General features: G+C 73.5%; 21 protein-coding genes and 1 pseudogene. 12 read left to right on the top strand and 10 right to left on the bottom strand.

The features are described from left to right. Positions 1-26: 26 nt before the first annotated feature. Positions 27-1,400, top strand: a complete 1,374-nt coding sequence (locus tag ACIF9R_RS20050) for an AlkA N-terminal domain-containing protein (protein ID WP_399981905.1) — start codon at positions 27-29, stop codon at positions 1,398-1,400. A 2-nt stretch (positions 1,401-1,402) separates the two neighbouring features. Continuing rightward, complete coding sequence (locus ACIF9R_RS20055) at positions 1,403-1,897, top strand: methylated-DNA--[protein]-cysteine S-methyltransferase (RefSeq protein WP_399981675.1); 495 nt, start codon at positions 1,403-1,405, stop codon at positions 1,895-1,897. 45 nt (positions 1,898-1,942) lie between these two features. On the opposite strand, the gene ACIF9R_RS20060 is transcribed toward ACIF9R_RS20055, so the two are convergent. Next, positions 1,943-2,425, bottom strand: coding sequence for a DUF456 domain-containing protein (locus tag ACIF9R_RS20060; RefSeq protein WP_399981678.1), 483 nt, complete (start codon positions 2,423-2,425; stop codon positions 1,943-1,945). Between the two features lie 1,127 nt (positions 2,426-3,552). Between ACIF9R_RS20060 and ACIF9R_RS20065 the strand changes: the two genes are divergently transcribed. The 3 genes from ACIF9R_RS20065 (at position 3,553) to ACIF9R_RS20075 (ending at position 7,233) form a co-directional block, all read left to right on the top strand. After that, positions 3,553-4,863 (top strand): protein phosphatase 2C domain-containing protein, encoded by a 1,311-nt coding sequence (locus ACIF9R_RS20065; RefSeq protein WP_399981907.1) that lies wholly within the window; start codon positions 3,553-3,555, stop codon positions 4,861-4,863. Between the two features lie 66 nt (positions 4,864-4,929). After that, entirely contained in the window at positions 4,930-6,672 is a 1,743-nt protein-coding gene (locus ACIF9R_RS20070) for a pyruvate dehydrogenase (protein WP_399981680.1), read from the top strand. A gap of 159 nt (positions 6,673-6,831) precedes the next feature. Further along, the gene (locus ACIF9R_RS20075) at positions 6,832-7,233 is read left to right on the top strand and encodes an ATP-binding protein (RefSeq protein WP_399981682.1); all 402 of its coding nucleotides are present in this window, start codon (positions 6,832-6,834) and stop codon (positions 7,231-7,233) included. A gap of 72 nt (positions 7,234-7,305) precedes the next feature. Here ACIF9R_RS20075 and ACIF9R_RS20080 read toward each other — a convergent pair whose 3' ends face one another. Further along, positions 7,306-8,349, bottom strand: coding sequence for a DUF2637 domain-containing protein (locus ACIF9R_RS20080; protein ID WP_399981685.1), 1,044 nt, complete (start codon positions 8,347-8,349; stop codon positions 7,306-7,308). Positions 8,350-8,650: 301 nt separating this feature from the next. Next, positions 8,651-9,511: a (2Fe-2S)-binding protein gene (locus tag ACIF9R_RS20085; protein ID WP_399981688.1), complete on the bottom strand. Its 861-nt coding sequence runs from the start codon at positions 9,509-9,511 to the stop codon at positions 8,651-8,653. A 166-nt stretch (positions 9,512-9,677) separates the two neighbouring features. Here ACIF9R_RS20085 and ACIF9R_RS20090 point away from each other — a divergent pair, with 166 nt between their 5' ends. Beyond that, a complete protein-coding gene (locus ACIF9R_RS20090) occupies positions 9,678-10,565 on the top strand; it encodes a GntR family transcriptional regulator (protein ID WP_399981691.1) in 888 nt (295 codons plus the stop codon). 483 nt (positions 10,566-11,048) lie between these two features. Here the strand turns inward: ACIF9R_RS20090 and ACIF9R_RS20095 are convergent, their stop codons facing one another. Both ACIF9R_RS20095 and ACIF9R_RS20100 read right to left on the bottom strand, forming a co-directional pair. Further along, on the bottom strand, positions 11,049-11,816 hold the full coding sequence (locus tag ACIF9R_RS20095) for a hypothetical protein (RefSeq protein WP_399981909.1): 768 nt from the start codon (positions 11,814-11,816) through the stop codon (positions 11,049-11,051). Positions 11,817-11,977: 161 nt separating this feature from the next. Then, positions 11,978-13,714 (bottom strand): PucR family transcriptional regulator, encoded by a 1,737-nt coding sequence (locus ACIF9R_RS20100; protein WP_399981693.1) that lies wholly within the window; start codon positions 13,712-13,714, stop codon positions 11,978-11,980. Positions 13,715-14,103: 389 nt separating this feature from the next. Between ACIF9R_RS20100 and ACIF9R_RS20105 the strand changes: the two genes are divergently transcribed. The 4 genes from ACIF9R_RS20105 to ACIF9R_RS20120 all read left to right on the top strand — a co-directional run bounded on the left by ACIF9R_RS20105 (position 14,104) and on the right by ACIF9R_RS20120 (position 19,212). Then, positions 14,104-14,994: an FAD binding domain-containing protein gene (locus tag ACIF9R_RS20105; RefSeq protein WP_399981695.1), complete on the top strand. Its 891-nt coding sequence runs from the start codon at positions 14,104-14,106 to the stop codon at positions 14,992-14,994. Beyond that, the gene (locus ACIF9R_RS20110; RefSeq protein ID WP_399981698.1) at positions 14,994-15,563 is read left to right on the top strand and encodes a (2Fe-2S)-binding protein; all 570 of its coding nucleotides are present in this window, start codon (positions 14,994-14,996) and stop codon (positions 15,561-15,563) included. The genes ACIF9R_RS20105 and ACIF9R_RS20110 overlap by 1 nt, the downstream gene beginning before the upstream one ends. A gap of 2 nt (positions 15,564-15,565) precedes the next feature. Then, complete coding sequence (locus tag ACIF9R_RS20115) at positions 15,566-17,953, top strand: xanthine dehydrogenase family protein molybdopterin-binding subunit (protein ID WP_399981701.1); 2,388 nt, start codon at positions 15,566-15,568, stop codon at positions 17,951-17,953. Between the two features lie 107 nt (positions 17,954-18,060). Continuing rightward, the gene (locus ACIF9R_RS20120; protein ID WP_399981703.1) at positions 18,061-19,212 is read left to right on the top strand and encodes an XdhC family protein; all 1,152 of its coding nucleotides are present in this window, start codon (positions 18,061-18,063) and stop codon (positions 19,210-19,212) included. Positions 19,213-19,224: 12 nt separating this feature from the next. Here ACIF9R_RS20120 and ACIF9R_RS20125 read toward each other — a convergent pair whose 3' ends face one another. The 3 genes and pseudogenes from ACIF9R_RS20125 to ACIF9R_RS20135 all read right to left on the bottom strand — a co-directional run bounded on the left by ACIF9R_RS20125 (position 19,225) and on the right by ACIF9R_RS20135 (position 20,921). Further along, entirely contained in the window at positions 19,225-19,401 is a 177-nt protein-coding gene (locus tag ACIF9R_RS20125) for a hypothetical protein (protein ID WP_399981706.1), read from the bottom strand. A gap of 34 nt (positions 19,402-19,435) precedes the next feature. After that, positions 19,436-19,876 carry an SRPBCC family protein gene (locus ACIF9R_RS20130; protein WP_399981708.1) on the bottom strand — a complete coding sequence of 147 codons (441 nt, stop codon included), beginning with the start codon at positions 19,874-19,876 and terminating at the stop codon, positions 19,436-19,438. 290 nt (positions 19,877-20,166) lie between these two features. Beyond that, positions 20,167-20,921: pseudogene (locus tag ACIF9R_RS20135) on the bottom strand (polysaccharide deacetylase family protein). Between the two features lie 203 nt (positions 20,922-21,124). On the opposite strand from ACIF9R_RS20135, the gene ACIF9R_RS20140 reads away from it, so the two are divergent. Then, positions 21,125-22,132, top strand: coding sequence for a glycosyltransferase family 2 protein (locus ACIF9R_RS20140; RefSeq protein ID WP_399981711.1), 1,008 nt, complete (start codon positions 21,125-21,127; stop codon positions 22,130-22,132). Between the two features lie 180 nt (positions 22,133-22,312). On the opposite strand, the gene ACIF9R_RS20145 is transcribed toward ACIF9R_RS20140, so the two are convergent. Then, entirely contained in the window at positions 22,313-23,242 is a 930-nt protein-coding gene (locus ACIF9R_RS20145; RefSeq protein WP_399981713.1) for a polysaccharide pyruvyl transferase family protein, read from the bottom strand. 60 nt (positions 23,243-23,302) lie between these two features. Then, positions 23,303-23,473: a hypothetical protein gene (locus tag ACIF9R_RS20150; RefSeq protein WP_399981716.1), complete on the bottom strand. Its 171-nt coding sequence runs from the start codon at positions 23,471-23,473 to the stop codon at positions 23,303-23,305. A gap of 222 nt (positions 23,474-23,695) precedes the next feature. On the opposite strand from ACIF9R_RS20150, the gene ACIF9R_RS20155 reads away from it, so the two are divergent. Beyond that, a complete protein-coding gene (locus ACIF9R_RS20155) occupies positions 23,696-24,817 on the top strand; it encodes a winged helix DNA-binding domain-containing protein (protein WP_399981718.1) in 1,122 nt (373 codons plus the stop codon). Positions 24,818-25,197 lie beyond the last annotated feature (380 nt).

Here is a 25,197-nt window from a genome sequence, read left to right on the forward strand (position 1 = left end):
CCGGGTGGCGGAGACTGGACGGTGTGATGGACGAGGACAGCAGGTACGAGGCGGTGCGCAGCCGGGACGCCCGGTTCGACGGGGCGTTCTTCTTCGCCGTGCGGACGACCGGCATCTACTGCCGGCCCAGCTGCCCCGCCGTCACCCCGAAGCGGCCCCACGTGCGGTTCTTCGCGACCGCCGCCGCCGCGCAGGGATCCGGGTTCCGGGCCTGCCGGCGGTGCCGCCCGGACGCCGTGCCCGGCTCCGCCGAGTGGAACGTACGGGCCGACGCCGTGGGCCGGGCCATGCGGCTGATCGCCGACGGCGTCGTCGACCGCGAGGGCGTCGCCGGACTCGCCGCCCGGCTCGGCTACAGCGCCCGCCAGGTGCAGCGCCAGCTGACCGGCGAACTCGGCGCCGGTCCCGTCGCCCTCGCCCGGGCCCAGCGGGCGCACGCCGCGCGGGTGCTCCTGCAGACCACAGGCCTGCCGGTCACCGAGATCGCCTTCGCCTCCGGTTTCGCCAGTGTGCGGCAGTTCAACGACACCGTGCGGGCGGTGTACGCCACCACCCCCAGCGGGCTGCGGGCCGCCGCGCCCCGCGGTGGCCGGACCGCCGCACCGTCCGCCGGGATCCCGCTGCGGCTCGCCCACCGGGGCCCCTACCGGGCGGGCCCGGTCTTCGACCTGCTGGAGCGCGAGGCCGTGCCCGGCGTGGAGGACATGAGCGGTACCCCCGGCACCCGCACCTACCGGCGCACCCTGCGGCTGCCCTACGGCACCGGCATCGCGGCGGTCGGCGAACGCGCCCACACCGGGACGGGCGCCCACCCCGGCGGCTGGCTCGACGCCCGGGTCCACCTCACCGACCCGCGCGATCTGACCACCGCCGTGCACCGGCTGCGGCGGCTGTTCGACCTGGACGCCGACCCCTACGCCGTCGACGGACGCCTCGGCGCCGACCCGCGGCTCGCCCCGCTGGTCGCCGCCCGCCCCGGGCTGCGCTCACCCGGTGCCACCGACCCCGACGAACTGGCGGTACGCGCGCTCGTGGGCCCCGCGGACGCCGCCGAGCTGGTCCGGCGTCACGGCAAGATGCTCGACGCCCCCTGCGGAAGCCTCACCCACCTGTTCCCCGAACCCGCCGTCCTCGCCGGGGCCACCGACGGCGCCCTGGGCGCGCTCACCGCCGCCCTCGCGGACGGCACCGTACGCCTCGATCCCGGCGCCGACCGGGACACCGCCGGGGACGCCCTCGCCGCCGTCCCCGGCCTGGACGAACGGACGATCGCCGTCATCCGCACCCGTGCCCTCGGCGACCCCGACGTGGCCCCGCCCGGTCCGGACGCCCCCGACAGCTGGCGCCCCTGGCGCTCGTACGCCCTGAACCACCTGCGTGCCGCAGGGGAGTTGGAGTGATCATGGAGACCGTGACGTACTGGACGAGCGTCGGCAGCCCCGTCGGGCCGCTGCTGCTCACCGCCGCCCCGACCGGCGAGCTGACCTCGCTCTCCGTGCGGGGCCAGAAGGGCGGGCGTACCGTGCTCGACGACTGGCGGGGCGATCCGGGGCCGTTCCGCGAGGCCGAAGGGCAGCTCGCCGCGTACTTCGCCGGGGAGCTGAAGGAGTTCCGGCTGCCCATGAGGGCCGTGGGCACTCCGTTCCGCGAGAAGGTGTGGGCCGCCCTCGACGACGTCCCGTACGGGGCGACCGTCTCCTACGGCGAGATCGCGGCGCGGATCGGTGCGCCCCGGGCCGCCGTACGCGCGGTCGGTGGCGCGATCGGCGCCAATCCCCTGCTCATCGTCCGCCCCTGCCACCGGGTGATCGGCTCCGACGGCTCGCTCACCGGGTACGCGGGCGGGCTGGAGCGGAAGGTGCGGCTGCTGACCCATGAGGGCGTCCTGCGGCCGTGAACGGGAGGAGGCGGACACGGGGGAGGAGAGGGCGGCCCGCCGCGGTCAGCCCCAGAACACCGCGCCCAGCCACGCGGCCGTGATCAGCTGGCAGGCGAACAGCTCCGTCAGCAGGCTCCAGCCCCCCGAGCGCATCGCCGTGCGCGTCGCGGCGGCCGCCTCGCCGCGGCGGCCGAGGCGGAGCCGCTCATGGAGGTAGATGCCGCCCAGGAAGCCCGGGACCGAACCGAGCACGGGCAGCAGGACGAACCCCAGGAGCGACCCGCAGCCCGCGTACGCCAGCATCCGGGCGTCGGCGCCGCCCGCGCGCAGCCGGCGGGGCGGCAGGGCCCAGCGGACCACCTGGGACAGCAGCAGGACGACGGTCGCCCCCACGCACACCCACCACGCGAGGGGCTGCGGATCCTTCAGCGCCCACCACAGGACCGCGGCCCACACCAGCCACGAGCCGGGCACCCCTGGCAGCAGTACTCCGCACAGGCCGAGCAGGAGCACCAGTCCGGCCAGCAGGAGGTCCCACGCTCCCATCTGTCCAGAGTGCCGGAGGCGGGCGGGCGTCGCAGAGCGAGCGTGCGGGAGCGACGCGACGCGGGGCGGAGCTGCCCCCGTGACCCCCCTAGCACAGTCGTCCCGTCCTTCACCCGGGCGGCCCTCCCGCGGATGCCGCCGGGCGGAGATTTTCCGGATGCCCCGTTTTCAACCCGCCCGCGCGGGCGACAATTGGGGGCATGAGTCAGCAGGGGGGAAGGCCCACCGGTCCCGAGGACGACTGGTGGGGACAGCTGTACGACGACGCCACCGACGACACCGGGCCCGCACCGGCGCCCGATTCCCTGGACGACCGCTTCGCCTCGGCGTCCGGCGCGCTGGACGCCGGCCGGCCGGCGCCGGTGACGGGATTCCCCACGCCCCGTCCGCCTTCCGCCCCGCCCTCCGGCGCCCCGTGGGAGCCTCCGCCCGCCGTGCCGGTGGGCCCGGTGACCTTTCCCCCACCACCCCGCCGACCGCCCGCGCCGCAGCCCGACGAGGATGCGGGGCGGGGCATCCCCGGGGGCGCGCGTCGCGGCGACTCGGAGAACAGGGGCGGCGGCCGGAGTGCCTCCGGAGACGGTGGGCGAGTCCCGGGAGACCCGGGCCGTGGTGCTCCCGGAGACGGCCGCCGGGCCCCGGACGGTGCGGGGCGGGGTACCCCCGAGGGCGAAGCCGGCGGTTCCGCGGAGGGCAGCGGCTGGACTGCTTCCGGGAAGGGAGAAAGGACCCCGGAGCCTGCCGACCGGGGCGCCCCCAGGGCCGGCCGGGGCACCTCGGGGGGCGAGGGTCGGGGCGTTCCCGGGAGTGTGGGCCGGCGAACGCCGGAGGATGCGGGCAGGGGCATGGCCGGTGAGGCGGGTCGAGGGCGGGGGAACGCGGAGGACGCGGGCCGGAATGTCCCCTCGGACGGTCGGCGAACCTCGGGGGGCGAGGGTCGGGGTATTCCCGGGAGTGTGGGCCGGCGAACGCCGGAGGATGCGGGCAGGGGCATGGCCGGTGAGGCGGGTCGAGGGCGGGGGAACGCGGAGGACGCGGGCCGGAATGTCCCCTCGGACGGACGGCGAACCTCAGGGGACGAGGGGCGAGGAAATCCAGGGGACGTGAGCCGGGGTGCCCCGGAGGGTCTGGGTCAGGGTGTGCCCAAGAGTGAGGGCCGAGAGGCCCGGGAGGACGCGGGCCCGGATGCCGCCTGGGACGGCCGGCGGACCTCGGGGGCGGAGGGTCGGAGGCGTCCGGGGGACGTGAGCCGGGAAGCTCCGGGAAACGTGGGCCGGGGCGCCCCGCAGGGGGTGGGCGGGGGGACCCCGGAGGACGCGGCGCCCGGCATGGCTCCCATCGCCTTCGGCACCTGGACGCCCTTCCCCGCCTCGGCCGCCGAGGAGCAGGGGCCCGCCGCAGGCGGTGACACCCCCGCGCCCGGGGACACCCCGCCCCCCGCCGACCCCCGGAGGGAACCGCGCCCGGCGCCCCCCTCCCGCGGCTACGTCGGATCCCGGCCCCCGACCTATGACGCCGAGCCCACCGCCCTCCCCGAAGCCGACCCCGACGACCTGGACGCCCTGGTGCCGGACACCGTGCTGGACGGCGCCCGGTACGGTGCCTGCACCCTGCGGGCCGCCTCCGTGCGCGGGGACTCCGCGCGTTACCGGGGAGAGCCCCGGCGCGACGCGCTGCTGACCGCGCGGTTCGGGACGGGCGAGCGGGCGCTGCTCCTCGTGGCGCTGGGGACCGGCGCCCGGACCGCGCCCGGGGCACATCTGGCCGCCGCCGAGGCCTGCCGCTGGATCGGTGGTGCGGTGGGGCGCAGCCACGCCCGGCTCGTCGACGACATCAGGGCGGCCCGGCGCGGCGACCTCAAGTCGGGGCTGCACCGCCTCACCGACCGCACCCTCGGCAGGCTCCGCGCCGGCGCGGCCGAGCGGGGCCTCGAACCCGACGCCTACACCGCCGGCCTGCGCTGTCTCCTGCTGCCCGCCGACCCCGAATGCCGCACCCGGGTCTTCTTCGGGGTCGGCCCCGGCGGACTGTTCCGGCTGCGGGACGGCGAGTGGCGCGACATCGAACCGGAGGTCGCCCAGGTCAAGGGTGAGCCCGTGCTCTCCTTCGGCTCACCGGTCGCCGAGCCCTCCGCGGGTGACCACCTCACCATGGACCTGGGCATCCCCACACCCCCGAGCCCCTACGAGCCCGCCCCCGAACCACCCAGAGAGCCCTTCCGCTTCCGTACCTCCGTAGCCCGACCGGGTGACACCCTGCTGTTGTGCGGGACCGGCCTCGCCGACCCGCTGCGGGGCGAGGGTCAACTCCGCGCCCACCTGGCCGACCGGTGGTCCCGCCCCGAACCGCCCGGCCTCGCCGCGTTCCTCGCCGACACCCAGGTGCGGGTCAAGGGATACGCCGACGACCGGACGGCCGTCGCGGTATGGGAGGCGTGAGTGCCCCCGGTGTGAATTCATGGAACCCGTCAGGCATCTTCGGCACCGGAGGGGCAGACGGAACCCATGGCCAAACAGAACATCGCGGAACAGTTCGTCGACATCCTCACCCGCGCGGGGGTCAAACGCCTGTACGGCGTCGTCGGAGACAGCCTCAATCCGGTCGTCGACGCCGTGCGCCGCAACTCCGCCATCGACTGGATCCACGTCCGGCACGAGGAGACCGCCGCCTTCGCCGCCGGCGCCGAGGCCCAGATCACCGGCAGGCTCGCCGCCTGCGCCGGCTCCTGCGGCCCCGGCAACCTCCACCTGATCAACGGCCTTTACGACGCCCACCGCTCCATGGCCCCGGTCCTCGCCCTCGCCTCGCACATCCCGTCCAGTGAGATCGGTCTCGGCTACTTCCAGGAGACCCACCCCGACCGGCTGTTCCGCGAGTGCAGCCACTACAGCGAGCTGATCTCCAGCCCGAAGCAGATGCCCCGGCTGCTGGACACCGCCATCCAGCACGCGGTCGGCCGCTCCGGCGTCAGCGTCGTCTCCCTCCCCGGTGACCTCGCCGACGAACCCGCCCCGGACCAGGCCCCCGAAACCGCCCTGGTCACCTCGCGGCCGACCGTCCGGCCCGGCGACGACGAGATCGACCGCCTCATCGACATGATCGACAGGGCCGAGAAGGTCACCCTGTTCTGCGGCGCCGGCACCAAGGGCGCGCACGCCGAGGTGATGGAGTTCGCGGGAAAGATCAAGTCCCCGGTCGGGCACGCCCTGCGCGGCAAGGAGTGGATCCAGTACGACAATCCGTACGACGTCGGGATGAGTGGACTGCTCGGCTACGGTGCCGCCTACGAGGCCACCCACGAGTGCGACCTGCTGATCCTGCTCGGCACCGACTTCCCGTACAACGCCTTCCTCCCCGACGACGTGAAGATCGTCCAGGTCGATGTGCGGCCCGAGATCCTGGGCCGGCGCTCCCAGCTGGACCTCGCGGTGTGGGGCGATGTGAAGGAGACCCTGCGCTGTCTCACGCCCCGGGTGCGCACCAAGGACAACCGGAAGTTCCTCGACCGGATGCTCAAGAAGCATGCGGACGCGCTGGAAGGCGTGGTGAAGGCATACACGCGGAAGGTGGAGAAGCATGTGCCGATCCACCCCGAGTACGTGGCGTCCGTACTGGACGAACTGGCGGACGACGACGCGGTGTTCACCGTCGACACCGGCATGTGCAACGTCTGGGCGGCCCGGTACATCTCGCCCAACGGCCGCCGCCGGGTGATCGGTTCCTTCTCCCACGGCTCGATGGCCAACGCGCTGCCGATGGCCATCGGGGCGCAGTTCACCGACCGGGGCCGGCAGGTCGTGTCGATGTCCGGCGACGGCGGATTCACCATGCTGATGGGGGACCTCCTCACCCTCGTGCAGTACGACCTGCCGGTGAAGGTCGTCCTGTTCAACAACTCCTCCCTCAGCATGGTCGAGTTGGAGATGCTCGTCGCGGGACTGCCCTCGCACGGCACCGCCATGAAGAACCCCGACTTCGCCGCCGTCGCCCGCGCCTGCGGTGCCTTCGGGTTGCGGGTGGAGAAGCCCAAGGACCTCGCCGGGGCGCTGAAGTCGGCGTTCAAGCACAAGGGGCCGGCCCTGGTCGACGTCGTCACCGATCCCAACGCGTTGTCCATCCCACCGAAGATCAGCAAGGAGATGGTGACCGGCTTCGCCCTGTCCGCCTCCAAGATGGTGCTGGACGGCGGCGTCGGCCGGATGGCGCAGATGGCCCGGTCCAATCTGCGCAACGTGCCCCGACCGTAAGGGTGGCAGGCCCCCCGGGCGGATACGTGGCCAGTGCACTTCGGCCAACAACCGCTCGTCGACGAGTGGCATGACTGCCGTGTGGGGTGACCGGGCAAAGATTCCCGTGAACGCGTTCGACCAGCAGGGGGAATCGACGACGGCACGCGGGCGGGGGTCATGAGGAGTCAGGCTTCGGCGGCTCAGCTGAGGCGCACATTGGGACGGGCGGACCTGAGAGCGGTACCCGAGTCCCGCAGGGCTCTGCGCGAACTGCTCGCGCACTGGGGGACACCGGAACGGTCCGCGGTCGCGGAACTGCTCACCAGCGAGCTCGTGACCAACGCGCTCGTCCACACCGACGACGGGGCGGTGCTGACGGCCACCGTGGGACCGCGGGGACTGCGGGTGGAGGTACGGGACTTCGTGGCGCGTGAGCCGCGGCCGCGCGTACCGGGCGCCGACGAGGGGACGAACGGCCGGGGTCTGGTGCTGGTCGAGTCGCTCGCCGACGAATGGGGCGTCAACAGGCACGACGTGGGCAAGTCCGTGTGGTTCGCACTCGAGGCGGACGCTGCCTGAAGGGCCGGTGACGCGGCGCGGGGGTGCGGCCCGTGTGGGCCGCACCCCCGTCAGGCGTCAGGCGTCAAGACGTCAGCCGAACTGCTGCTCGAGGTCCTTGAGCTTGCGCTCCAGGGAGTCCAGGCGCGGCAGGGCCTGGGTGTCGTCCTCGGCGGTGAGGTCGACCCGCATCGGGTCAGCGCCGGTGCGGACCGGCTGCAGGGAGGGCCGTGAGGGGACGGGCAGGGCCTCCTTCGCCGATAGGGCAGGCTCCGCGGAAACCATGTCCGATTCGCGCTCCACGGTCGCGGTCTCCAGCTCGCGCCCGCCGCCGCGGCCTATGAAGCCGCGCTGGCCACGGCTGATCGCCTTCAGCCGGGCCCGTTCCATCCGCTGCTCGCCCCGCCGGCGCTGCTTCGCCTCGGCCTTGCGGATCCTGTCCTCGCGGACCTCCTCGACTGCCTCGTCGAGGCTGCGTACGCCCTCCAGCAGCATCAGCGACCAGGCGCCGTAGGTCTCCCGGGGGGCACGCAGCCAGCGCACCATACGGATCTGGGGAAGCGGACGCGGGACCAGGCCCTGTTCGCGCAGGGCGGCCCGGCGGGTCTGCTTCAGCGCGCGGTCGAACAGGACCGCCGCCGACAGGGACATACCCGCGAAGAAGTGCGGGGCGCCCGCGTGGTCGATGCCCCGGGGGGCGTGGACCCAGTTGAACCAGGCCGCGGCGAAGGCGAACGTCCATACGAGTATGCGTGAACCGAGGGCCGCGTCACCGTGGCTGGCCTCGCGCACGGCGAGCACGGAACAGAACATCGCCGCTCCGTCCAGACCGAAGGGGACGAGGTACTGCCAGCCGCCGGACAGGCCCAGGTTCTGCTCGCCGAAGCCGACCAGCCCGTGGAAGGAGAGTGCGGCGGCCACCGCCGCACAGCAGAACAGCAGGACGTAGGAGAAAGTGCCGTAGAGGGCTTCCTTGCGCCGACGGCGTTCCTCGCTGCGCTCCCACGAGTCGTCCGCGCTCGTGTCCTTGACCGAGGAGCGCTTTCCGCGCGCCAGCACCGCCACCGCCGCCAGCATGCCGAGGAGCAGCACGGCGCCCGGAAGCAGCCAGTTCAGCGATATGTCGGTCAGTCTCATCTAGGGGTCCCTTGCATTGGGATAGGGCGTAACGCCCGCCATAGTGGCCCAATCCCAGCGGCCCTCAGGGGGTTTCGGGGCAAGAGGCCGCCAAGGGGGTGCGAGGGGGTGCCCAGGGCGACGATCTGCTCGAACTGCCGCATGAGGGGCGGGAGTTGAGTTCGAATAACACTACCCGTACAGGCGGTTCCACGGATAGTTCCCGCGGCAGGTGAGGAAATTGTGAATCACTCGTGACCTCTGGCGGGCGTCGATCGGCCGATTCTACGGCCCAGAAGGTCCGCTCTTGTTCGACGCGGTGTCAACTCGCCTGCGCGGCCGGGGCGGTGGCACGCCCGGCGGTCCGCTTCCCGGCGCAGGTGCGCGGGCAGCTGGCGCAGATGTCGGCGGGGCGCAGCGTGTAGAACATGCAGCAGCTGATCCGGTCCCGGGTCGCGCGCTCCGACTCCCCGTCGGCCCCGGCCGGCCGGCGGAAGGCCGCCGCGCCGACGTACGGCGTCGTCGCGCCCGGCAGCAGCCGCTCCAGCTCGCTCAGTCCCCGCTCCTCCTCGCCGAGCAGCTGGGAGACGTACCAGAGGCTCTCGACGATCTCGTCGGTCGCCATGCCCCACAGGGCACGGCCGCGCCGCCGCGTCCGGGGGCCGAATCCCGCCAGGACGGGTTCGAGGTGCTGGGCGGCCGCCGCGCGCACCTCCGCCCGCAGTGCCTCCTCGTCGGGCACCACCCGGGCGCCGGGCAGTCCGGCGGCGGGGTCGCCGGGCAGACAGGCGAAGCCGTCCGGCCGTACGGCCATGCGCCCGACCGCGAGGCCGGCGGCGGTGCGGTCGAACGAGACATGCGTCACGGGGTAGCGCGGCACCCGGCGGTGCAGGAACCATGGCACGGTGATCAGCAGGCAGGCGGGCCAGGCGTAGCGGTGCAGACCGAAGCCGGCGATCACGTCCGGTCGGGCCTGCCGGCCGTAGTCCCGCATCACCTGGGTGTCGTCCCAGGCCAGGAAGGATTCGAGACCGGAACCGCCCTCGGCGAGCTCCGACGCGGCGACCCAGCCGCCACCCCTGGGCAGTTCCTCGTCGGCGCCGAGTTCGGTGACGGCCAGCGCGGGAAAGGCCTCCGCCAGGCGGGCGTACGCGTCCGCGACGGCCGAACCGGGCACCGGCATGGGACCACCCATTCATGTCTCGAGGGGCCGAGTAATAAAGGTAAGGCTCACCTTACCGAAGATCGCCGGGATGTGAACTGGTGTCCGGTGCGCTTATCGTGCTTGACGCAGAGGTGACAAGCCGCCGTAATGACCGCAAGTACCGACACGTCCGCGGGAGGACCTGGTGAAGCAGGGCATGCAGGGCTCCGTGGGGGCGGAGCCGGGTGAGACGGACCGGCGGCGGGGCGGTGGCGGTGAGCGGGGCGGCGAGCGCGGCCGGCCGCGCGAGGGCGAGTACGACCGGCTCCGCGAGCGACCGGGAGGCGCCGAGGGCGCAGACCGGCCGGGCGCCGGCGAGGGCGCCGACCGGCCGGGTGGCGCGGAGGGCGGCACCGCGCGCGGTGAGCACACGCACAGCGAATCGGCCCTGCCGCGGCCCCGGGCCGCCGTCCAGCGGTCCTCCGTGCGCGGACAGGTCCTCGCCGCGCTGCGCACCGCGCTGGTGACGGGCGACCTGCGCCCCGGCGAGGTCTACTCCGCGCCTGTGCTCGCCGAACGGTTCGGCGTCTCCGCGACGCCCGTCCGGGAGGCCATGCAGCAGCTCACCCAGGAGGGCGCGGTCGAGGTCGTGCCCAACCGGGGGTTCCGGATCGTCGAACGGGGGATGCGGGAACTGGCCGAACTCGCCGAGGTGCGGGCGCTGATCGAGGTGCCCGTGATCCTGCGGCTGGCGCGGACCGTGCCGGCCGAGCGGTGGGCCGCACTGAGGCCGCTCGCGGAGGCGACCGTGCGTGCGGCGTCCTCCGGGTGCCGGGCGACGTATGCGGAGTCCGACCGCGCGTTCCACCGTGCGGTGCTCGGTCTCGCCGGTAACGAGCAGTTGGTGCGGATCGCGGAAGATCTTCACCGGCGGGCCCAGTGGCCGTTGGTCGGGAGCGTTTCCGGTGCCCGGGGGCGGGCGGAACTGGGCGCGGACGCCCATGAGCACGTGGCGCTGCTGGACGCGTTGATCGCGGGGGACGCGGAGGTGGTGCGGATGGTGGTGGGGGAGCACTTCGGCGGGGCCGTGTGAGCGGGTGGTGCGCGTGCGTGTGCTCTGCCGAGGGCGGGGCGTCGCGGGCTCGGTGAGGTCCTGTCGCGAAAGTGGCGCCCGCCTGACGACGCCCGGCACGCACGCTCGCCGCACCGGCCGAAAGCCCGGGTACGCCCGGTACGAGGGCTTCCCGCCGGCACACCGAGAGCACACACCGGACGCCGCGCCGCCGTTCTTCGGGCGATGCGCCGCCGCCGTTCTGGCGATGCGCCGCCGTTCTTCGGACGCCGCGCCCCCGTTCTTCGGGCGATGGGCCCCCGTTCTTCGGAGGCTGGGCCGCCGTTCTTCGGACGCCGCGCCGCCGTTGTTCGGGCGATGCGCCGCCGCCCTTAGGGCGACGGCGCCAGTTTCGCCACGGGCCCTGGCCTCGCCGTCCCTTTCCCCGTCCCCCGGGGGCTGCGGCCCCGGGGCCCCTGTCGGCGCTGACGCCTTGCCTTCGGGCGCCGGACGGGCCGAGGCCGGTTATGCCGTCGCCGCCCCCGGGGTGGGCGGGGACAGCTGGCCGGCCAGCCAGGTGGGGACGCCGCCCAGGAGGCGGAAGAGGCGGTTGGCCTCCTCGCGGAGGCGGGAGGCCTCCGGTTCGACTTCCGTGTGGGCGAGGGAGACCAGGGCCGGAGCCGTGCCGACGAGGTAGCCCAACTCCTCGCGGATCCGGAGGGATTCGGCGAAACCGTGCCGGGCCTCGGCCAATTCGCCGTCGCGCAGGGCGAGTCCCGCCAGGTGCCGCCACGTGCCGGACAGCAGCAGCTGGTCGGCGTGCGCGGTGGCACCCGCGTGGGCCCGGCGGTACGCGGCCCGTGCCGCCTGCGGGGACCCGGTGAGGTTCTCCGCGATCAGCCCGCGCCGGAAGTCCAGCAGCGGCCGCCCCGCCGCCCCCGGAGCGATCAGCGCCGCCGCCCGCCCGAGTGCGGCCCGCGCCTCGTCCGCCCGGTCGCGGACCCGGAACAGCGTGGCCGCGTAGGCCAAGTGCCCGCGTTCACAAGCGGCCGCCCCCCGCTCGTCGTCGGTGTGCGCCAGCGCCTCGGCCGTACGCAGCGCGTCCTCGGCCTCCTCCCACCCGGCCTCGGTGTACAGACACCGCTCCACCAGCAGCGATGCCCGCTGCAGGGCCGTGTCCGGGGTGGCGGGTGCGAGCAGCGCGGCGGCGTCGGCCCAGCAGGCACGTGAGCGCAGCCGCCACACCGCCGTCTGGAGAGGATCGTCATCGGCGGTCGTTCCGTCACCGGACATGGCGGTATGCGCCACGTTGCCCTCCCCGAGCACGCCATTGAGCTGTTGAGTGGTGGCCGCATCTCAGCACGAACCACAGGGCCCGGCCAAGAGGGTGGGTGAAGGATTTCACAAAGTCGTGGGCTGCGGACCCCGAACCGGCCGGATAGATCCTCTTCGGCTCAACTCATGCGCAGTGCGAGGAAGAAGTCCAGCTTGTCCTCCAGGCGGGACAGGTCACGGCCCGTCAGCTGTTCGATGCGGCCGACGCGGTAGCGCAGCGTGTTGACGTGCAGGTGGAGACGGGAGGCGCAGCGGGTCCAGGAACCGTCGCAGTCGAGGAACGCCTCCAGCGTGGGGATCAGCTCGGCGCGGTGCCGGCGGTCGTAGTCCCGCAGGGGGTCCAGCAGGCGGGCGGTGAAGGCACGGCGTACGTCGTCGGGGACGAAGGGGAGCAGCAGGACGTGCGAGGCGAGCTCCTGGTGGCCGGCCGCGCAGACCCGGCCCGGGCGGGCGGCGGCCACGCGCCGGGCGTGCCGTGCCTCCTCCAGCGCGCCGCGCAGCCCCTCCGCGGAGTGCACGGCGGCGGAGACACCGAGGGTGAGCCGGCCGTCCCCGTCGAGGCCGGCGGCGAGCGGATCGCGCACGGCCTCCAGCAGGGCGTCGGCGAGCACTCCCTGGACGGAGTGGTCGTCCCCGCCGGTCACCGCGGGCAGCGGTACCAGCGCGATCGCCTCGTCCCCCGTGTGCGCCACCGCGATGCGGTCGACGTGCCCGGAGCCGGTCGACGCGGGGTCGACCAGGATCTCCTCCAGCAAGGCCCGTGCCACCGGCCCGCCGTCGACCTCCCCGCCGTCCCACTCGACCCGGGCCACCACGACCTGCCAGTGCGGCGCGGTCCCGAGCCCGGGCAGCAGCACCGGAGCGGCCACCCGAAGCCGTGCCGCGATCTCGGCGGGCGCGGCCCCCGTCTGGACCAGCTCCAGCACCTCCTGGGCGAGCCGGCGCCGCACCGTGCGCGCCGCGTCCCGGCGGTCCCGTTCGACGGCGATCAGCTGGGTGACCCCCTTCAGCAGGTCCAGCCGTTCCCCGGCCCAGTCCCCGGCATCGGCCTCGACGGCCAGCAGCCAGTCGGACAGCACGCTCTCGCGCACGTCCCGCGCGCCGGGCGCGGTGTGCTCGCCGGTGCCCACCGGAAAGAGGCTGTACGTCGTCTGCCCCAGGGTCACCCGGTGCGGTCCGGGCCGGCCGGTGCGGACGGCCGCCAGCTGCTCCGCCGCGAGCCGTACGCACACGTCGGCGGGCAGCGCCGGCTCCGCCTCCGGCACCCCGGAGGTGTCCGGTGACCCCACCAGGTCCGGTCCCGTCCCCTTCGGCCCCGTCCCCTTCGGTCCCGCGATCAGACGCCCGGTGGGCGACAGCACCCAGGCCCGCAGATCCAGGTCGGAGCCGAGCAGGTCGAGCACGACGTCGGGGCCGCCGCCCGCAGGGCCCGACGTCATCATCCGCCGGTGCCGGTCCACGACGGCCGCGAGATCCCCGGCGCGCTCGCCGGAGACCTGCCGTACGACATGCTCGGTGATGGTCGCGAAGGCCACCGACTCGTGCACCGCGAGCAACGGCAGCCGGTGCCGCGCACAGGCCGCGACCAGGTCGTCCGGCACCTCGCCCAGCTCCGCCGTGCCGGCCGCGAGCGCCGCCACCCCGGCCTGCGTCAGCAGGCGGACGAACGGTTCGGAGTCGGCGGCGTCCCGGCGCCAGGCCAGTCCGGTGAGCACCAGTTCCCCGCCCGAGAGATAGCGGCTGGGGTCCCTCAGATCGGTGGTCATCACCCCACGCACACCGCGGTCCAGCTCGTCCTCGCCACCGAGCAGTTCCAGGCCCAGCGCGTCGGTGTCCAGCAGTGCGCGCAGCCGCATTCTCGTTGCCGCCGTTTCTGTCTCGATGTCTACGATGGACCCTGAAGGGATCTTCCGGTGAGCGCCCGTGGGTGGCTGATCAGGGGTGTCGGCCGATCCCTGGACCGCGTCCTCCGTTTCCGGAGGAGGGCGGGGAGGACACGGACGGCCTCCGTTCATACGAATCTACAAGATGCCTTTACTGGCCAGCTCACTCGTTCATGGTTTCCGTGACTGACCCGGGCGGAGCACACAGCGGTGTACTGGACCCATTCCGCGTGAACACCGCATGGAGCACCGCGTGAACAGCGCACGGAACAGCGCACGGAACACCGCATGAACGAGCCGGGCCCGCCGCACACGGATTGGCTCAATCCGAACGCCTTACGAGACGAAGAAGAGAGCCGTTCATGGACTTCCTTCGCCCCGCCGGCTGGGAGGAGGCGCTCGCCGCGAAGGCCGAGCACCCCACCGCCGTGCCCATCGCGGGTGGCACCGACGTGATGGTCGAGATCAACTTCGACCACCGCCGGCCCGAATACCTCATGGACCTGAACCGCATCGGCGACCTCGAGGAATGGGAGGTCGGGGAGGACAGCGTACGGCTCGGCGCCTCCGTCCCGTACGCGAAGATCATGGAGCATCTGCGCGCCGAGCTGCCGGGCCTCGCCCTCGCCTCGCACACGGTGGCCTCCCCGCAGATCCGCAACCGCGGCGGCGTCGGCGGCAACCTCGGCACCGCCTCCCCGGCCGGCGACGCCCACCCGGCACTGCTCGCCGCCGGAGCCGAGGTCGAGGCCGAGTCGGTACGCGGCACGCGTCGCATCCCGATCGACGCCTTCTACACCGGCGTGAAGCGCAACGCGCTGGCGCCCGACGAACTCATCCGCGCCGTCCACATCAAGAAGGCCGACGGCCCGCAGCAGTACTCCAAGGTCGGCACCCGCAACGCCATGGTCATCGCCGTGTGCGCCTTCGGGCTCGCGCTCCACCCGGAGACCAGGACGGTGCGTACGGGCATCGGCTCGGCCGCCCCGACGCCCATCCGGGCACACGTCGCCGAGGAGTTCCTGAACGCGGCGCTGGAGGAGGGCGGCTTCTGGGACAACGGGAAGATCGTCACCCCCTCGGTCGCCCAGCGGTTCGCGGACCTGTGCGCGGCCGCCTGCAACCCCATCGACGACGTCCGGGGCACCGCGGGCTACCGCCGCCACGCGGTCGATGTCATGGCGCGCCGCACCCTGACCTGGACCTGGGAGTCCTACCGCGGCACCCACCGCACCACCAAGGGAGCCGCGTGATGCGCGTCGAGTTCACCGTCAACGGACGCCCCCAGGAAGCGGACGACGTCTGGGAGGGCGAGTCCCTGCTGTACGTGCTGCGCGAACGGCTCGGACTGCCCGGTTCCAAGAACGCCTGCGAACAGGGCGAGTGCGGCTCCTGCACGGTCCGGCTCGACGGGGTGCCCGTGTGCTCCTGTCTCGTCGCCGCAGGACAGGCCCAGGGCCGCGAGGTCGTCACCGTGGAGGGCCTGGCGGCCCTCGCCGCGCGGCGCTCCCGCCAGGCCGGCGGGACGTGCGGCACCCCGCCCGACGAGGGCCGGCCGGTTCACGGCACCGGCCCGGAGACCGGCGAGGGCACCGGACTGGCCCCCGTCCAGCAGGCGTTCATCGACGCCGGCGCCGTCCAGTGCGGCTTCTGCACCCCGGGGCTGCTGGTCGCCGCCGACGAGATGCTGGAGCGCAACCCCGACCCGAGCGACGCGGACATCCGCGAGGCCCTGTCCGGCAACCTGTGCCGCTGCACCGGCTACGAGAAGATCATGGACGCGGTCCGGCTGGCCGCCGCCCGCCGGTCCGAGGGGGTCTGAACATGCCGACGAACGGAGTTCCCCCCACGCTCACCCAGGCCTCGGGGACCAGGGGCGGCATCGGCGAGTCCACCCTCCGCCCGGACGGCACCCTCAAGGTCACCGGAGAGTTCGCGTACTCCTCCGACATGTGGCACGAGGACATGCTCTGGGGCCAGATCCTGCGCTCCACCGTCGCCCACGCCGAGATCGTCTCGATCGACACGAGCGAGGCCCTCGCGCTCCCGGGCGTGTACGCGGTCATGACCTACGACGACCTGCCGACCGACGTGCGAACCTACGGCCTGGAGATCCAGGACACCCCGGTCCTCGCCCATGGCAAGGTCCGCCACCACGGCGAACCCGTCGCGATCGTCGCCGCCGACCACCCGGAGACCGCGCGCCGCGCCGCGGCCAGGATCAGGGTCGAGTACCGCGAGCTGCCCCTCATCACCGACGAGGCCTCCGCGACCGCCCCCGACGCGGTCCTCGTCCACGAGAGCCGCGACGACGACCACAGCGGCCATGTCCCGCACCCCAACATCGTCCACCGCCAGCCCATCGTGCGCGGCGACGTGGCGGCGGCACGGGAGCGCGCAGACGTGATCGTCGAGGGCGAGTACACCTTCGGCATGCAGGACCAGGCCTTCCTCGGCCCCGAGTCCGGCCTCGCCGTGCCCGAGGAGGACGGCGGGGTCCACCTCTACGTCGCCACCCAGTGGCTGCACGCCGACCTGCGCCAGATCGCGCCCGTGCTCGGCCTGCCCGAGGACAAGGTGCGGATGACCCTGGCCGGCGTCGGCGGCGCGTTCGGCGGCCGCGAGGACCTGTCGATGCAGATCCACGCCTGTCTGCTCGCCCTGCGCACCGGCAAACCCGTCAAGATCGTCTACAACCGCTTCGAGTCCTTCTTCGGCCACGTCCACCGCCACCCGGCCAGGCTCCACTACGAGCACGGCGCCACGGCCGACGGCAAGCTGACCCACGTCAAGGCCCGCATCGTCCTCGACGGCGGCGCGTACGCCTCCACCTCCGCGGCCGTGGCCGGCAACGCCGCCTCCCTCGGCGTCGGCCCGTACGCCGTGGACGACGTCGAGATCGAGGCCGTCGCCCTCTACACCAACAACCCGCCCTGCGGCGCGATGCGCGGCTTCGGCGCGGTCCAGGCGTGCTTCGCGTACGAGGCGCAGATGGACAAGCTGGCGGCGCGGCTCGACATGGACCCGGTGGAGCTGAGACAGCGCAACGCCATGGAGCAGGGCACCCTCCTGCCCACCGGGCAGCGGGTCGACTCCCCGGCACCGGTCGCCGAACTCCTGCGCCGCGTCAAGGCGATGCCGATGCCGCCCGAGCGCCAGTGGGAGTCCAGCGAGGGCGCCGACGTACGCCAGCTCCCGGGCGGCCTGTCCAACACCACCCACGGCGAAGGCGTCGTCCGCGGGGTCGGCTACGCGGTCGGCATCAAGAACGTCGGCTTCTCCGAGGGCTTCGACGACTACTCCACCGCCCGGGTCCGCATGGAGGTGGTCGGCGGCGAGCCGGTGGCCACCGTGCACACCGCGATGGCGGAGGTCGGCCAGGGCGGGGTCACCGTCCACGCCCAGATCGCCCGCACCGAGCTGGGCGTGGGCCAGGTGACCATCCACCCCGCCGACACCCGGGTGGGCTCGGCCGGTTCGACCTCCGCCTCCCGGCAGACGTATGTCACCGGCGGCGCGATCAGGAACGCCTGCGAACTGGTCCGCGAGCGGGTACTGGAACTCGGCCGGCGCAGGTTCGGCTCCCACCACCCGGCCTGGGCCACCGCCGAACTCCTGCTGGAGGGCGGCAAGGTCGTCACCGACGGAGGCGAGGTGCTCGCCGATCTGGCGGACGTCCTCGGTGACGAGGCCGTCGAGATCGAGCAGGAGTGGCGGCACCGGCCGACCGAGCCCTTCGACCCGCTCACCGGCCAGGGCAACGGCCATGTCCAGTACTCCTTCGCCGCGCACCGCGCCGTCGTCGAGGTCGACACCGAACTCGGCCTGGTCAAGGTCATCGAACTGGCCTGCGCGCAGGACGTCGGCAAGGCACTCAACCCGCTGTCCGTGATCGGCCAGATCCAGGGGGGCACCACCCAGGGCCTGGGCGTGGCGGTCATGGAGGAGATCGTCATCGACCCGAAGACCGCGAAGGTGCGCAACCCGTCCTTCACGGACTACCTCATCCCCACCATCCTCGACACCCCGACCATCCCCGTCGACGTGCTCGAACTCGCCGACGACCACGCCCCGTACGGCCTGCGCGGCGTCGGGGAGGCCCCCACTCTGTCCTCGACCCCGGCCGTCCTGGCGGCCATCCGCGACGCCACGGGCCTGGAGCTGACCAGAACCCCGGTCCGCCCGGAGCACCTCACGACCGGAACCGGATAGGGGCCCGCCGCGGTGTGCCGCCCGCGGCGGGCGGCCACGGACAGCCGCGTTCCTCCCCTTTCCGCAGCCGCAACCACAGCCGCAGCCGCAGCCGAGGAGACCGAGACATGCTGGACATCGCCGAGGAGCTGCACCGGTGGGTCGGGCAGGGGCGTGACTTCGCGGTCGCCACCGTGGTGGCGGCCGACGGCAGCGCGCCCCGCACGCCCGGCGCCGCGCTCGCCGTCGACGCCGACGGCACGGCCGTCGGCTCGGTCTCCGGAGGCTGCGTGGAGGGCGCGGTGTACGCGCTGTGCGAGCAGGCGCTGAGGGACGGCGAAACCGTCCTGGAACGCTTCGGACACAGCGACGAGGACGCCTTCGCCGTGGGCCTGACCTGCGGCGGTGTCATCGACGTCCTGGTCACCCCGGTACGGGCGGCGGACCCCGTACGCGCGGTGCTCGCCGCCGCGCTCGACGCCGCCGCACGAGGGGAGGCCGCGGCGGTGGCACGGATCGTGAGCGGTCCGGCGGAACTGACAGGACGCGCGCTGACGGTCCGCCCGGACGGCTCGTCCGCCGGCGGATTCGGCGCCCACCCGGAACTGGACCGTACGGTCGCCGCCGAGGCGGGCGCCTTCCTGGCCGCGGGCCGCACCGGCACCCTGGAGATCGGAGAGCGGGGACCACGCTGCGGAGCACCGCTCACCGTGCTGATCGAGTCCTCCGTCCCCCCGCCACGCATGATCGTCTTCGGGGCGATCGACTTCGCGTCGGCGCTGGTACGGGTCGGCAAGTTCCTCGGCCACCACGTCACCGTGTGCGACGCGCGCCCCGTCTTCGCCACGAAGGCACGCTTCCCCGAGGCCGACGAGATCGTCGTCGAGTGGCCCCACACCTACCTGGAACGCACGTCCGTCGATGCCCGTACGGTCCTGTGCGTGCTGACCCACGACGCCAAGTTCGACGTACCGCTGCTGCGCCTCGCCCTGCGTCTGCCGGTGGCCTACGTCGGGGCGATGGGCTCCCGCCGCACCCACCTGGACCGTGACGCCCGCCTGCGCGAGGCCGGCGTGAACGACCGGGAACTGGCCCGCCTCAGGTCCCCCATCGGCCTGGACCTGGGCGCCCGTACGCCTGAGGAGACGGCCCTGTCCATCGCCGCGGAGATCGTTGCGAACCGGCACGGCGGCACCGGCGTCCCCCTCACCGGCGCCCACACCCCGATCCACCACGACACCGCCACCGGCCCGGCCGGCCGTATCGGGGCGGTTGCCTGACGGCCCGACCGTTCAGAACTGACGTGGAGCCGCCAGAACGGCGGAAGCACGACGGACCTCGTCGAGGAGGTCCCCGAGCGATCTCTGCAGCGCGCGCAGCCCGGGGTGACCGTTGCCGTAGGCAAGCTCCTGCATGCGACGCAGAGGCTGTACGAGGACCCCGTGCAGTTCCTCGGCCCGGTCGGCCACCTGGCTCAGCCCGTCCAGTACCCGCTCCCGCCACTTAAGGCTGCCTGAGCAGGCGGTTCAGTGCGCGGCCGAAGGTGTGGCGGCCCGCTGCCGCCAGTGCCGGGTCGAGGCGGACCGGGAAGGGGCGGACGTGGATCTCCTCCCGCCACACCACCCGTGCCCGCCCCCCGGGACCCGGCCGGACCTCGATCTCCGCCCAGCCGGTGACGACGCGGCCCCGCTTCTCCAGGCGGCAGAACCCCGGGGAGCCGTCCGCCGGGGGCTGCCACACCGTCACTTCCATCGGGTCGTCGAAGGACAGGGGGCCCAGGCCCGTGCGGGCGACGAACACGGTGCCTTCGCCGGTGGGCGGGGGAGTGGTCACCGTGACGCGGGTCAGCGGGACCACGTCGCCGTGGCGGGGCCACGTCGTGAGCCGGCGCCAGGCCTCGTCGGGGGGAAGCGGTGCGGTGCGCTGGAGCTGGAAGGTGGCCACGGGGGAATCCTAGGAAACCCGGGCCGTCCGGCGGCAGGTCCGGGGACGGCTCACCCGTCCGGCCCAGTCGCGGGCGGCCCGTCCGGTGCTCGGTCGCGTCCCGCGAGGTGGTGTGAGATCGAGCGCTTCGCCCTCCGGTACCCGGCTCGCGACGATCTCCACGTCGGCGCGGCACGCGAAGTGGCCCGGGCAGGCGCCGGAGGTGCCCCAGCCGGTCGACGTACCCGGCGTGACCTGCGAGTTCCGGTCCGCTGATCGGCTGCACCACCCGGCGGGACGCCATCCGGTGCTCACCGGTACACCTCGCCGGGCTCCGCCCTGCCGGGGGCCAGGAGTTGTGGCACCGTCACGAACACGAAGCCCCGCTTTTCAGTGCGTCGATGATGCCGGGCACGGCGGGGACGGTCCCGTCGTAGATGTCGTGGAGCAGGATGATGCCGTCACGGGACGACCGGTCCAGGACGCGGCGGGTGATCAGGTCGGAGTCGGTGGTCTTGTAGTCCTTCGCCGTCACGCTCCAGAGGACCTCCGAGAGCCCCAGCTCGCGGCTGATCCCGTGCACGGTGTCGTTCGTACGGCCCTGGGGCGGACGCATCAGGGTGGGGCGGCGTCCGGTGAGGCGTTCTATCTCCTCGTTGGTGTGCCGCAGTTCCTCACGTATGTCGTCCGGTTCCAGCTCCGTCAGGATGCGGTGGGTCCAGGTGTGGCTCGCCACCTCGTGGCCCTCGTCGGCCATCCGCCGCACCAGCTCCGGGTAGGTGTCGATGTGCCGCTTGCCCAGCAGGAAGAACGTCGCCGGGACCTGCTCCTCCTTCAGGATGTCCAGCAGTCGCGTGGAGTTCTCGCTGGGGCCGGCGTCGAAGGTGAGCGCTATGCACTTGGCCTCGCGGCAGTCGACGGTGCCGAAGCGGGCCTGGACGTCGGTGGTCCGTACGGCGCTGGGAGCGGTCGTCTCCAGTCGGGTGCAGCCGCTCAGCGCGAGGGACAGTGCCGTGGCCGCGGCCAGGAGCGCCGCCGTATGGAACGTGGTCCCCGGTCTTTTCATCTTCCTGGTCAGAGAAGGCATGGCCGGACTATACATATTGTCTATAAACACCATGTATAGTCCGTTTTGTGTGTCCGTATTCGGGGTGGCGTGCTGTGTGAGGGTCGTCACTCGGTCCGGGCGGTCATGGCCTTGTTTGAGGCCACCGCGAACGCGGCACTCGCGTCCCGCGTCATACCCACAGCCCGCAGGAGGGCGTTCGGATGATCTCGTACGCCGTCGTGATCCCCACCCTGGTGCGGGACACCCTCGCCGACTGTCTCGCCGCCCTGGCCGCGGCGCGCGGGCCCCGCCCCGACGAGATCGTCCTCGTCGACGACCGGCCCTCCCCCGCGCCCGGGGCCGACGACGCGATGCAGCACGCGCTGAGCGTCCTGGGCGATCTGCGCGACCGCACCACCGTGATGAACGGTGGCGGCCACGGGCCCGCCGCCGCACGCAACACCGGACTGCGCGCCGTCACCGCGCCCTGGGTCGCCTTCCTCGACGACGACGTCCAGGTCGGGCCGCACTGGTGCGCACAGCTCCTGCGCGACCTCGAAGAGGCATCCCCCGACACCGCCGGTGTCCAGGGCGTCATCACCGTGCCGTTGCCCGGCGGGCGCCGTCCCACCGACTGGGAACGCGGCTCCGCCGGGCTCGCCCGTGCCCGCTGGACCACCGCCGACATGGCCTACCGCACCGAGGTCCTGAAGCAGGCCGGGGGCTTCGACGCACGCTTCCCCCGGCCCTTCCGCGAGGACGCCGACCTCGCGCTGCGCCTCCTCGACGCGGGCTGGCGGATCCGCCGGGGCCACCGCACCACGTTGCACCCCCTGCGCCCCGCCTCCCGCTGGGCCTCGCTGGAACAGCAGCGCGGCAACGCCGACGACGCGCTGATGTGCCGGCTGCACGGCCCCGACTGGTGGGACAAGGCGGTCGCACCGCGCGGCCGGATCCGCCGGCATGCCGCGATCACCGCCGCCGGTGCCGCGGCCTGCCTTCTCGGAGCCACCGGCCACCGACGGGCGGCCTCCGCCTGCGCGCTCGGCTGGGCCGCGGGGACCGCCGAGTTCGCCCGCGCCCGTATCGTCCCCGGACCGCGAACCCGCCACGAGGTGGCGACCGTACTGGCCACCAGCGTGGCCATACCGCCCGCCGCGACCTGGCACCGGCTGGCCGGGGCCTGGCGCCACCGCCACGCCCCCGCCTGGCCGGAGACGACCCGGTGAGCCCGGTGAGCCCGGTGAGGCGGTGCTCGCCGATCGAGGCGGCACACGCCTGAACGGACGCGTGTCCCGCGAGGCGGTGCTCGCCTGAGCGGACGCGTGTCCCGGGGGGTCCCGGCGGGCCTTGGTCCGGCCGATGGACCCCTTCCCGGCGTGGCGCGGACGGGCGCCGACGGGTACGGGCTAACCCGCCGTGGCGCGGGGTGTCAGGAGTTCCATCAGCCGGTCCGCGCCGTCCGGCACCCGGCCGTCGCGGAACGCGTCACGGACCTGCCGGGCGGCCACCCGTCCCGAGGTCAGACACCAGTCCCACCAGCGCTCCAGCCGGCGCTCGTCCAGCGCCTCGGCGGACAGCAGGGCGGGCCAGCCGCACGCATGGGCCTGCGCGGTCACCTCGGCGCCGCCCGCCACCGGGTCCACCGCCAGCACCGGGGTGCCGACCCGCAGCGCGAGCACCAGCCCGTGCAGCCGGTCGGTGACGACGAGATCGAGGCGGGCCAGCACCGACTGCACCTGCGCGGGTGTCGCGCTCAGATGCCAGTCGTGGGTGTCGAGCCGGGTCTCCAGCTCCAGCCGGGCACAGTCCTTGCCGGCCAGCCACCGCGTCACCCGCTCCGCGACCTGGCCGTGCCGACGCTGGTCCCCGTACTCCGGCTGCCCCCGGTCGAGGATCACCCCGACCACGGGCCGCGCGGGCACCGCCGGGGCGCGGGCCGCCAGGTCCTCGGACGGCTCCCTGCCCGGGGCGTCCCGCGCCAGTACCCGGTGGAAGCCCGTCGCGGCGCCGTCGCCGGGATCGATCACCGAGGTCCCCACGGCGATCCGCACACAGTGCGCGAACCGCCGGTGCAGTTCCTCGACCTGCGATCCGTGCAGCACTCCGGCGACGAACACCAGGTGGGAGTAGTCGCCGGGCCGTACGGCGTCGAGGTGCAGCGCGTCGGGGAGGAAGCCGGGGCTCCAGGCGACGTCGTACGCCGTCCCGGACCCCCGCAGCACCTCCTCCACCCGGCGCAGCGCCAGTACGTCACCGGCGGTCGCCTCGCCGTCACGGAAGCTGAACCACCCGGTCAGCAGGACCTTTCCCGGACCCACGCGCTTGCGTTCGTTCACGAGGCCCCGAGTGCCCCACTCCGGCGGAGGACAATCCGTCCGGTCAGGGCCGTACGGGACTCAGCGGGGAGCCCGCTCCCGCCGGGCGCCCGGGTCGCCGGCCAGGGCCCTCCTGGCCTGGTCCAGGGTGCGTTCCGCCACCTCCCGCACTTCGGCCACGACGTCACCGCGTTCGCGCACCAGGCCGTCGTAGACCGGCAGATGATCCTTGGCGGGGGGATGGGATGTCACGAGGCCCTGTCCTTCGGTGGGGGATGCGTTCCGGGCGCCGTCGGACCGCCCTTCGACCACCAGGACGGACGTACGGACCCGTAGAGGACAGCGTCGCCCGGCCCTCACGGCGTTACTCCCGTCCGCGGAATGTCCTGAATGCGCGCAGAGACCCCGCCCTCGCGGCCGAATGCCGACCGAATGCGGACAGAATCCGGCCGCAATCCTCGCTAGCGTGCCGGTATGACGAAGACGAAGCGCGGCGTCACCCCGCCCCCGGCCGCCGTACTCGGCACCCGGGCCCTCAACCGGGCCACGCTCGAGCGGCAGCTGCTGCTGCGGCGCTCGCCGATGTCCGCCGGGGACGCGGTCGGGCACCTGCTCGGTCTCCAGGCGCAGAACGTCAAGCCGCCCTACTACGCGCTCGCCGCCCGCCTCGACGGCTTCACCCCCGAGGCGCTGTCCCGGCCGATGGCGGACCGTGAGGTCGTCCGTATCGTCACCATGCGCTCGACCATCCACACGCACACCGCACGCGACTGCCTCACCCTGCGGCCCCTGGTGCAGCCCGCCCGCGACCGTGAGCTGACCCAGTTCCGGCGCGGGCTCACCGGCGTCGACCTGGACCGGCTCGCCGTCATCGCCCGTGAACTCGTCGAGGCCGAGCCGCGCACGATGAAACAGTTGCGCGAGGCCCTGCTGGCCGAGTGGCCCGACGCCGACCCCCAGGCCCTCTCCGTCGCCGCCCGCTGCAAGCTGCCCCTGGTGCAGATCACCCCGCGCGGACTGTGGGGACGCAGCGGACAGGTCGTGCTCACCACCGCCCAGCAGTGGCTGGGCCGCCCCGCCGAACCGTCCCCCGTGACACCGGACGAGACGGTGCTGCGCTACCTCGCTGCCTTCGGGCCGGCCTCCGTGAAGGACATGCAGACCTGGGCCGGACTGACCCGGCTCCGCGAGGCCTTCGAACGCCTGCGGCCCCGGCTCGTCACCTTCCGGGACGAAGGCGGCACCGAGCTCTTCGACCTCCCGGACGCACCCCGCCCCGACCCGGACACCCCGGCCCCGCCGCGCTTCCTGCCCGAGTTCGACAACCTGCTGCTCTCCCACGCCGACCGCACCCGCGTCGTACCGGCGGAGTTCCACGGCCGCAGCTGGACGGGCAACGTCACCCACCGGACGCTCCTCGTCGACGGGTTCCTGGCGGGCCTGTGGCGACTGGACGGACAGACCCTCGTCATCGAGCCGTTCGGGCGGCTGGGCAAGAGCCGGTGGGACGAGGTGGCCGAGGAGGGCGAGCGCATGCTCGGGGTGATGCACCCCGGCGCCGTGTACGACATCCGTGTGGGGACGGTGCGCGGATGAATCCGGGTATGGATAGGGGGCGTTGCGGGCTGCTCGTGGAAGCCCGCAACGCCCCCTGGCTCGGCACCTGAGGGGTACTCAGGAACTCATGGAGACAGGTGCGCGGATGCCGTGGCCGTCGTACCGCCGACAGCGGGCTGCGGGGCGGCGACGGAACAGGGGGCGGCGGTCGCCGTGACGGCGGCGGCCCGTCTTGCGCGGGTGAGCCCGGACATCGGTCTCCTCACGAGGTTGCCGGTGGGGGGTCGCACGGGTCGGGGGTCGAGCCCGGGGGCTTCGGCCTCCGTGTGCCCGGCGAGCGGCACGCAGTTCACGCTACGACCCCCGCGCCATCCCCCCAATGAGGGAAGCCCCTAAGGGAGTTGGGCAGGGAAAACCCT

The organism is Streptomyces sp. NPDC086080, assembly GCF_044540255.1.
GTDB lineage: Bacteria > Actinomycetota > Actinomycetes > Streptomycetales > Streptomycetaceae > Streptomyces.

Coding starts and splice junctions, on each gene's coding strand:
- ACIF9R_RS20060 (WP_399981678.1), bottom strand. CDS start 2,425: ATGGGAGCGTGGGACCTCCTGCTGGCCGGACTGGTGCTCCTGCTCGGC.
- ACIF9R_RS20100 (WP_399981693.1), bottom strand. CDS start 13,714: ATGCGGCTGCGCGCACTGCTGGACACCGACGCGCTGGGCCTGGAACTG.
- ACIF9R_RS20080 (WP_399981685.1), bottom strand. CDS start 8,349: ATGAGACTGACCGACATATCGCTGAACTGGCTGCTTCCGGGCGCCGTG.
- ACIF9R_RS20105 (WP_399981695.1), top strand. CDS start 14,104: ATGGACTTCCTTCGCCCCGCCGGCTGGGAGGAGGCGCTCGCCGCGAAG.
- ACIF9R_RS20115 (WP_399981701.1), top strand. CDS start 15,566: ATGCCGACGAACGGAGTTCCCCCCACGCTCACCCAGGCCTCGGGGACC.
- ACIF9R_RS20070 (WP_399981680.1), top strand. CDS start 4,930: ATGGCCAAACAGAACATCGCGGAACAGTTCGTCGACATCCTCACCCGC.
- ACIF9R_RS20050 (WP_399981905.1), top strand. CDS start 27: ATGGACGAGGACAGCAGGTACGAGGCGGTGCGCAGCCGGGACGCCCGG.
- ACIF9R_RS20110 (WP_399981698.1), top strand. CDS start 14,994: ATGCGCGTCGAGTTCACCGTCAACGGACGCCCCCAGGAAGCGGACGAC.
- ACIF9R_RS20140 (WP_399981711.1), top strand. CDS start 21,125: ATGATCTCGTACGCCGTCGTGATCCCCACCCTGGTGCGGGACACCCTC.
- ACIF9R_RS20075 (WP_399981682.1), top strand. CDS start 6,832: ATGAGGAGTCAGGCTTCGGCGGCTCAGCTGAGGCGCACATTGGGACGG.
- ACIF9R_RS20120 (WP_399981703.1), top strand. CDS start 18,061: ATGCTGGACATCGCCGAGGAGCTGCACCGGTGGGTCGGGCAGGGGCGT.
- ACIF9R_RS20055 (WP_399981675.1), top strand. CDS start 1,403: ATGGAGACCGTGACGTACTGGACGAGCGTCGGCAGCCCCGTCGGGCCG.
- ACIF9R_RS20155 (WP_399981718.1), top strand. CDS start 23,696: ATGACGAAGACGAAGCGCGGCGTCACCCCGCCCCCGGCCGCCGTACTC.
- ACIF9R_RS20085 (WP_399981688.1), bottom strand. CDS start 9,511: ATGCCGGTGCCCGGTTCGGCCGTCGCGGACGCGTACGCCCGCCTGGCG.
- ACIF9R_RS20095 (WP_399981909.1), bottom strand. CDS start 11,816: ATGTCCGGTGACGGAACGACCGCCGATGACGATCCTCTCCAGACGGCG.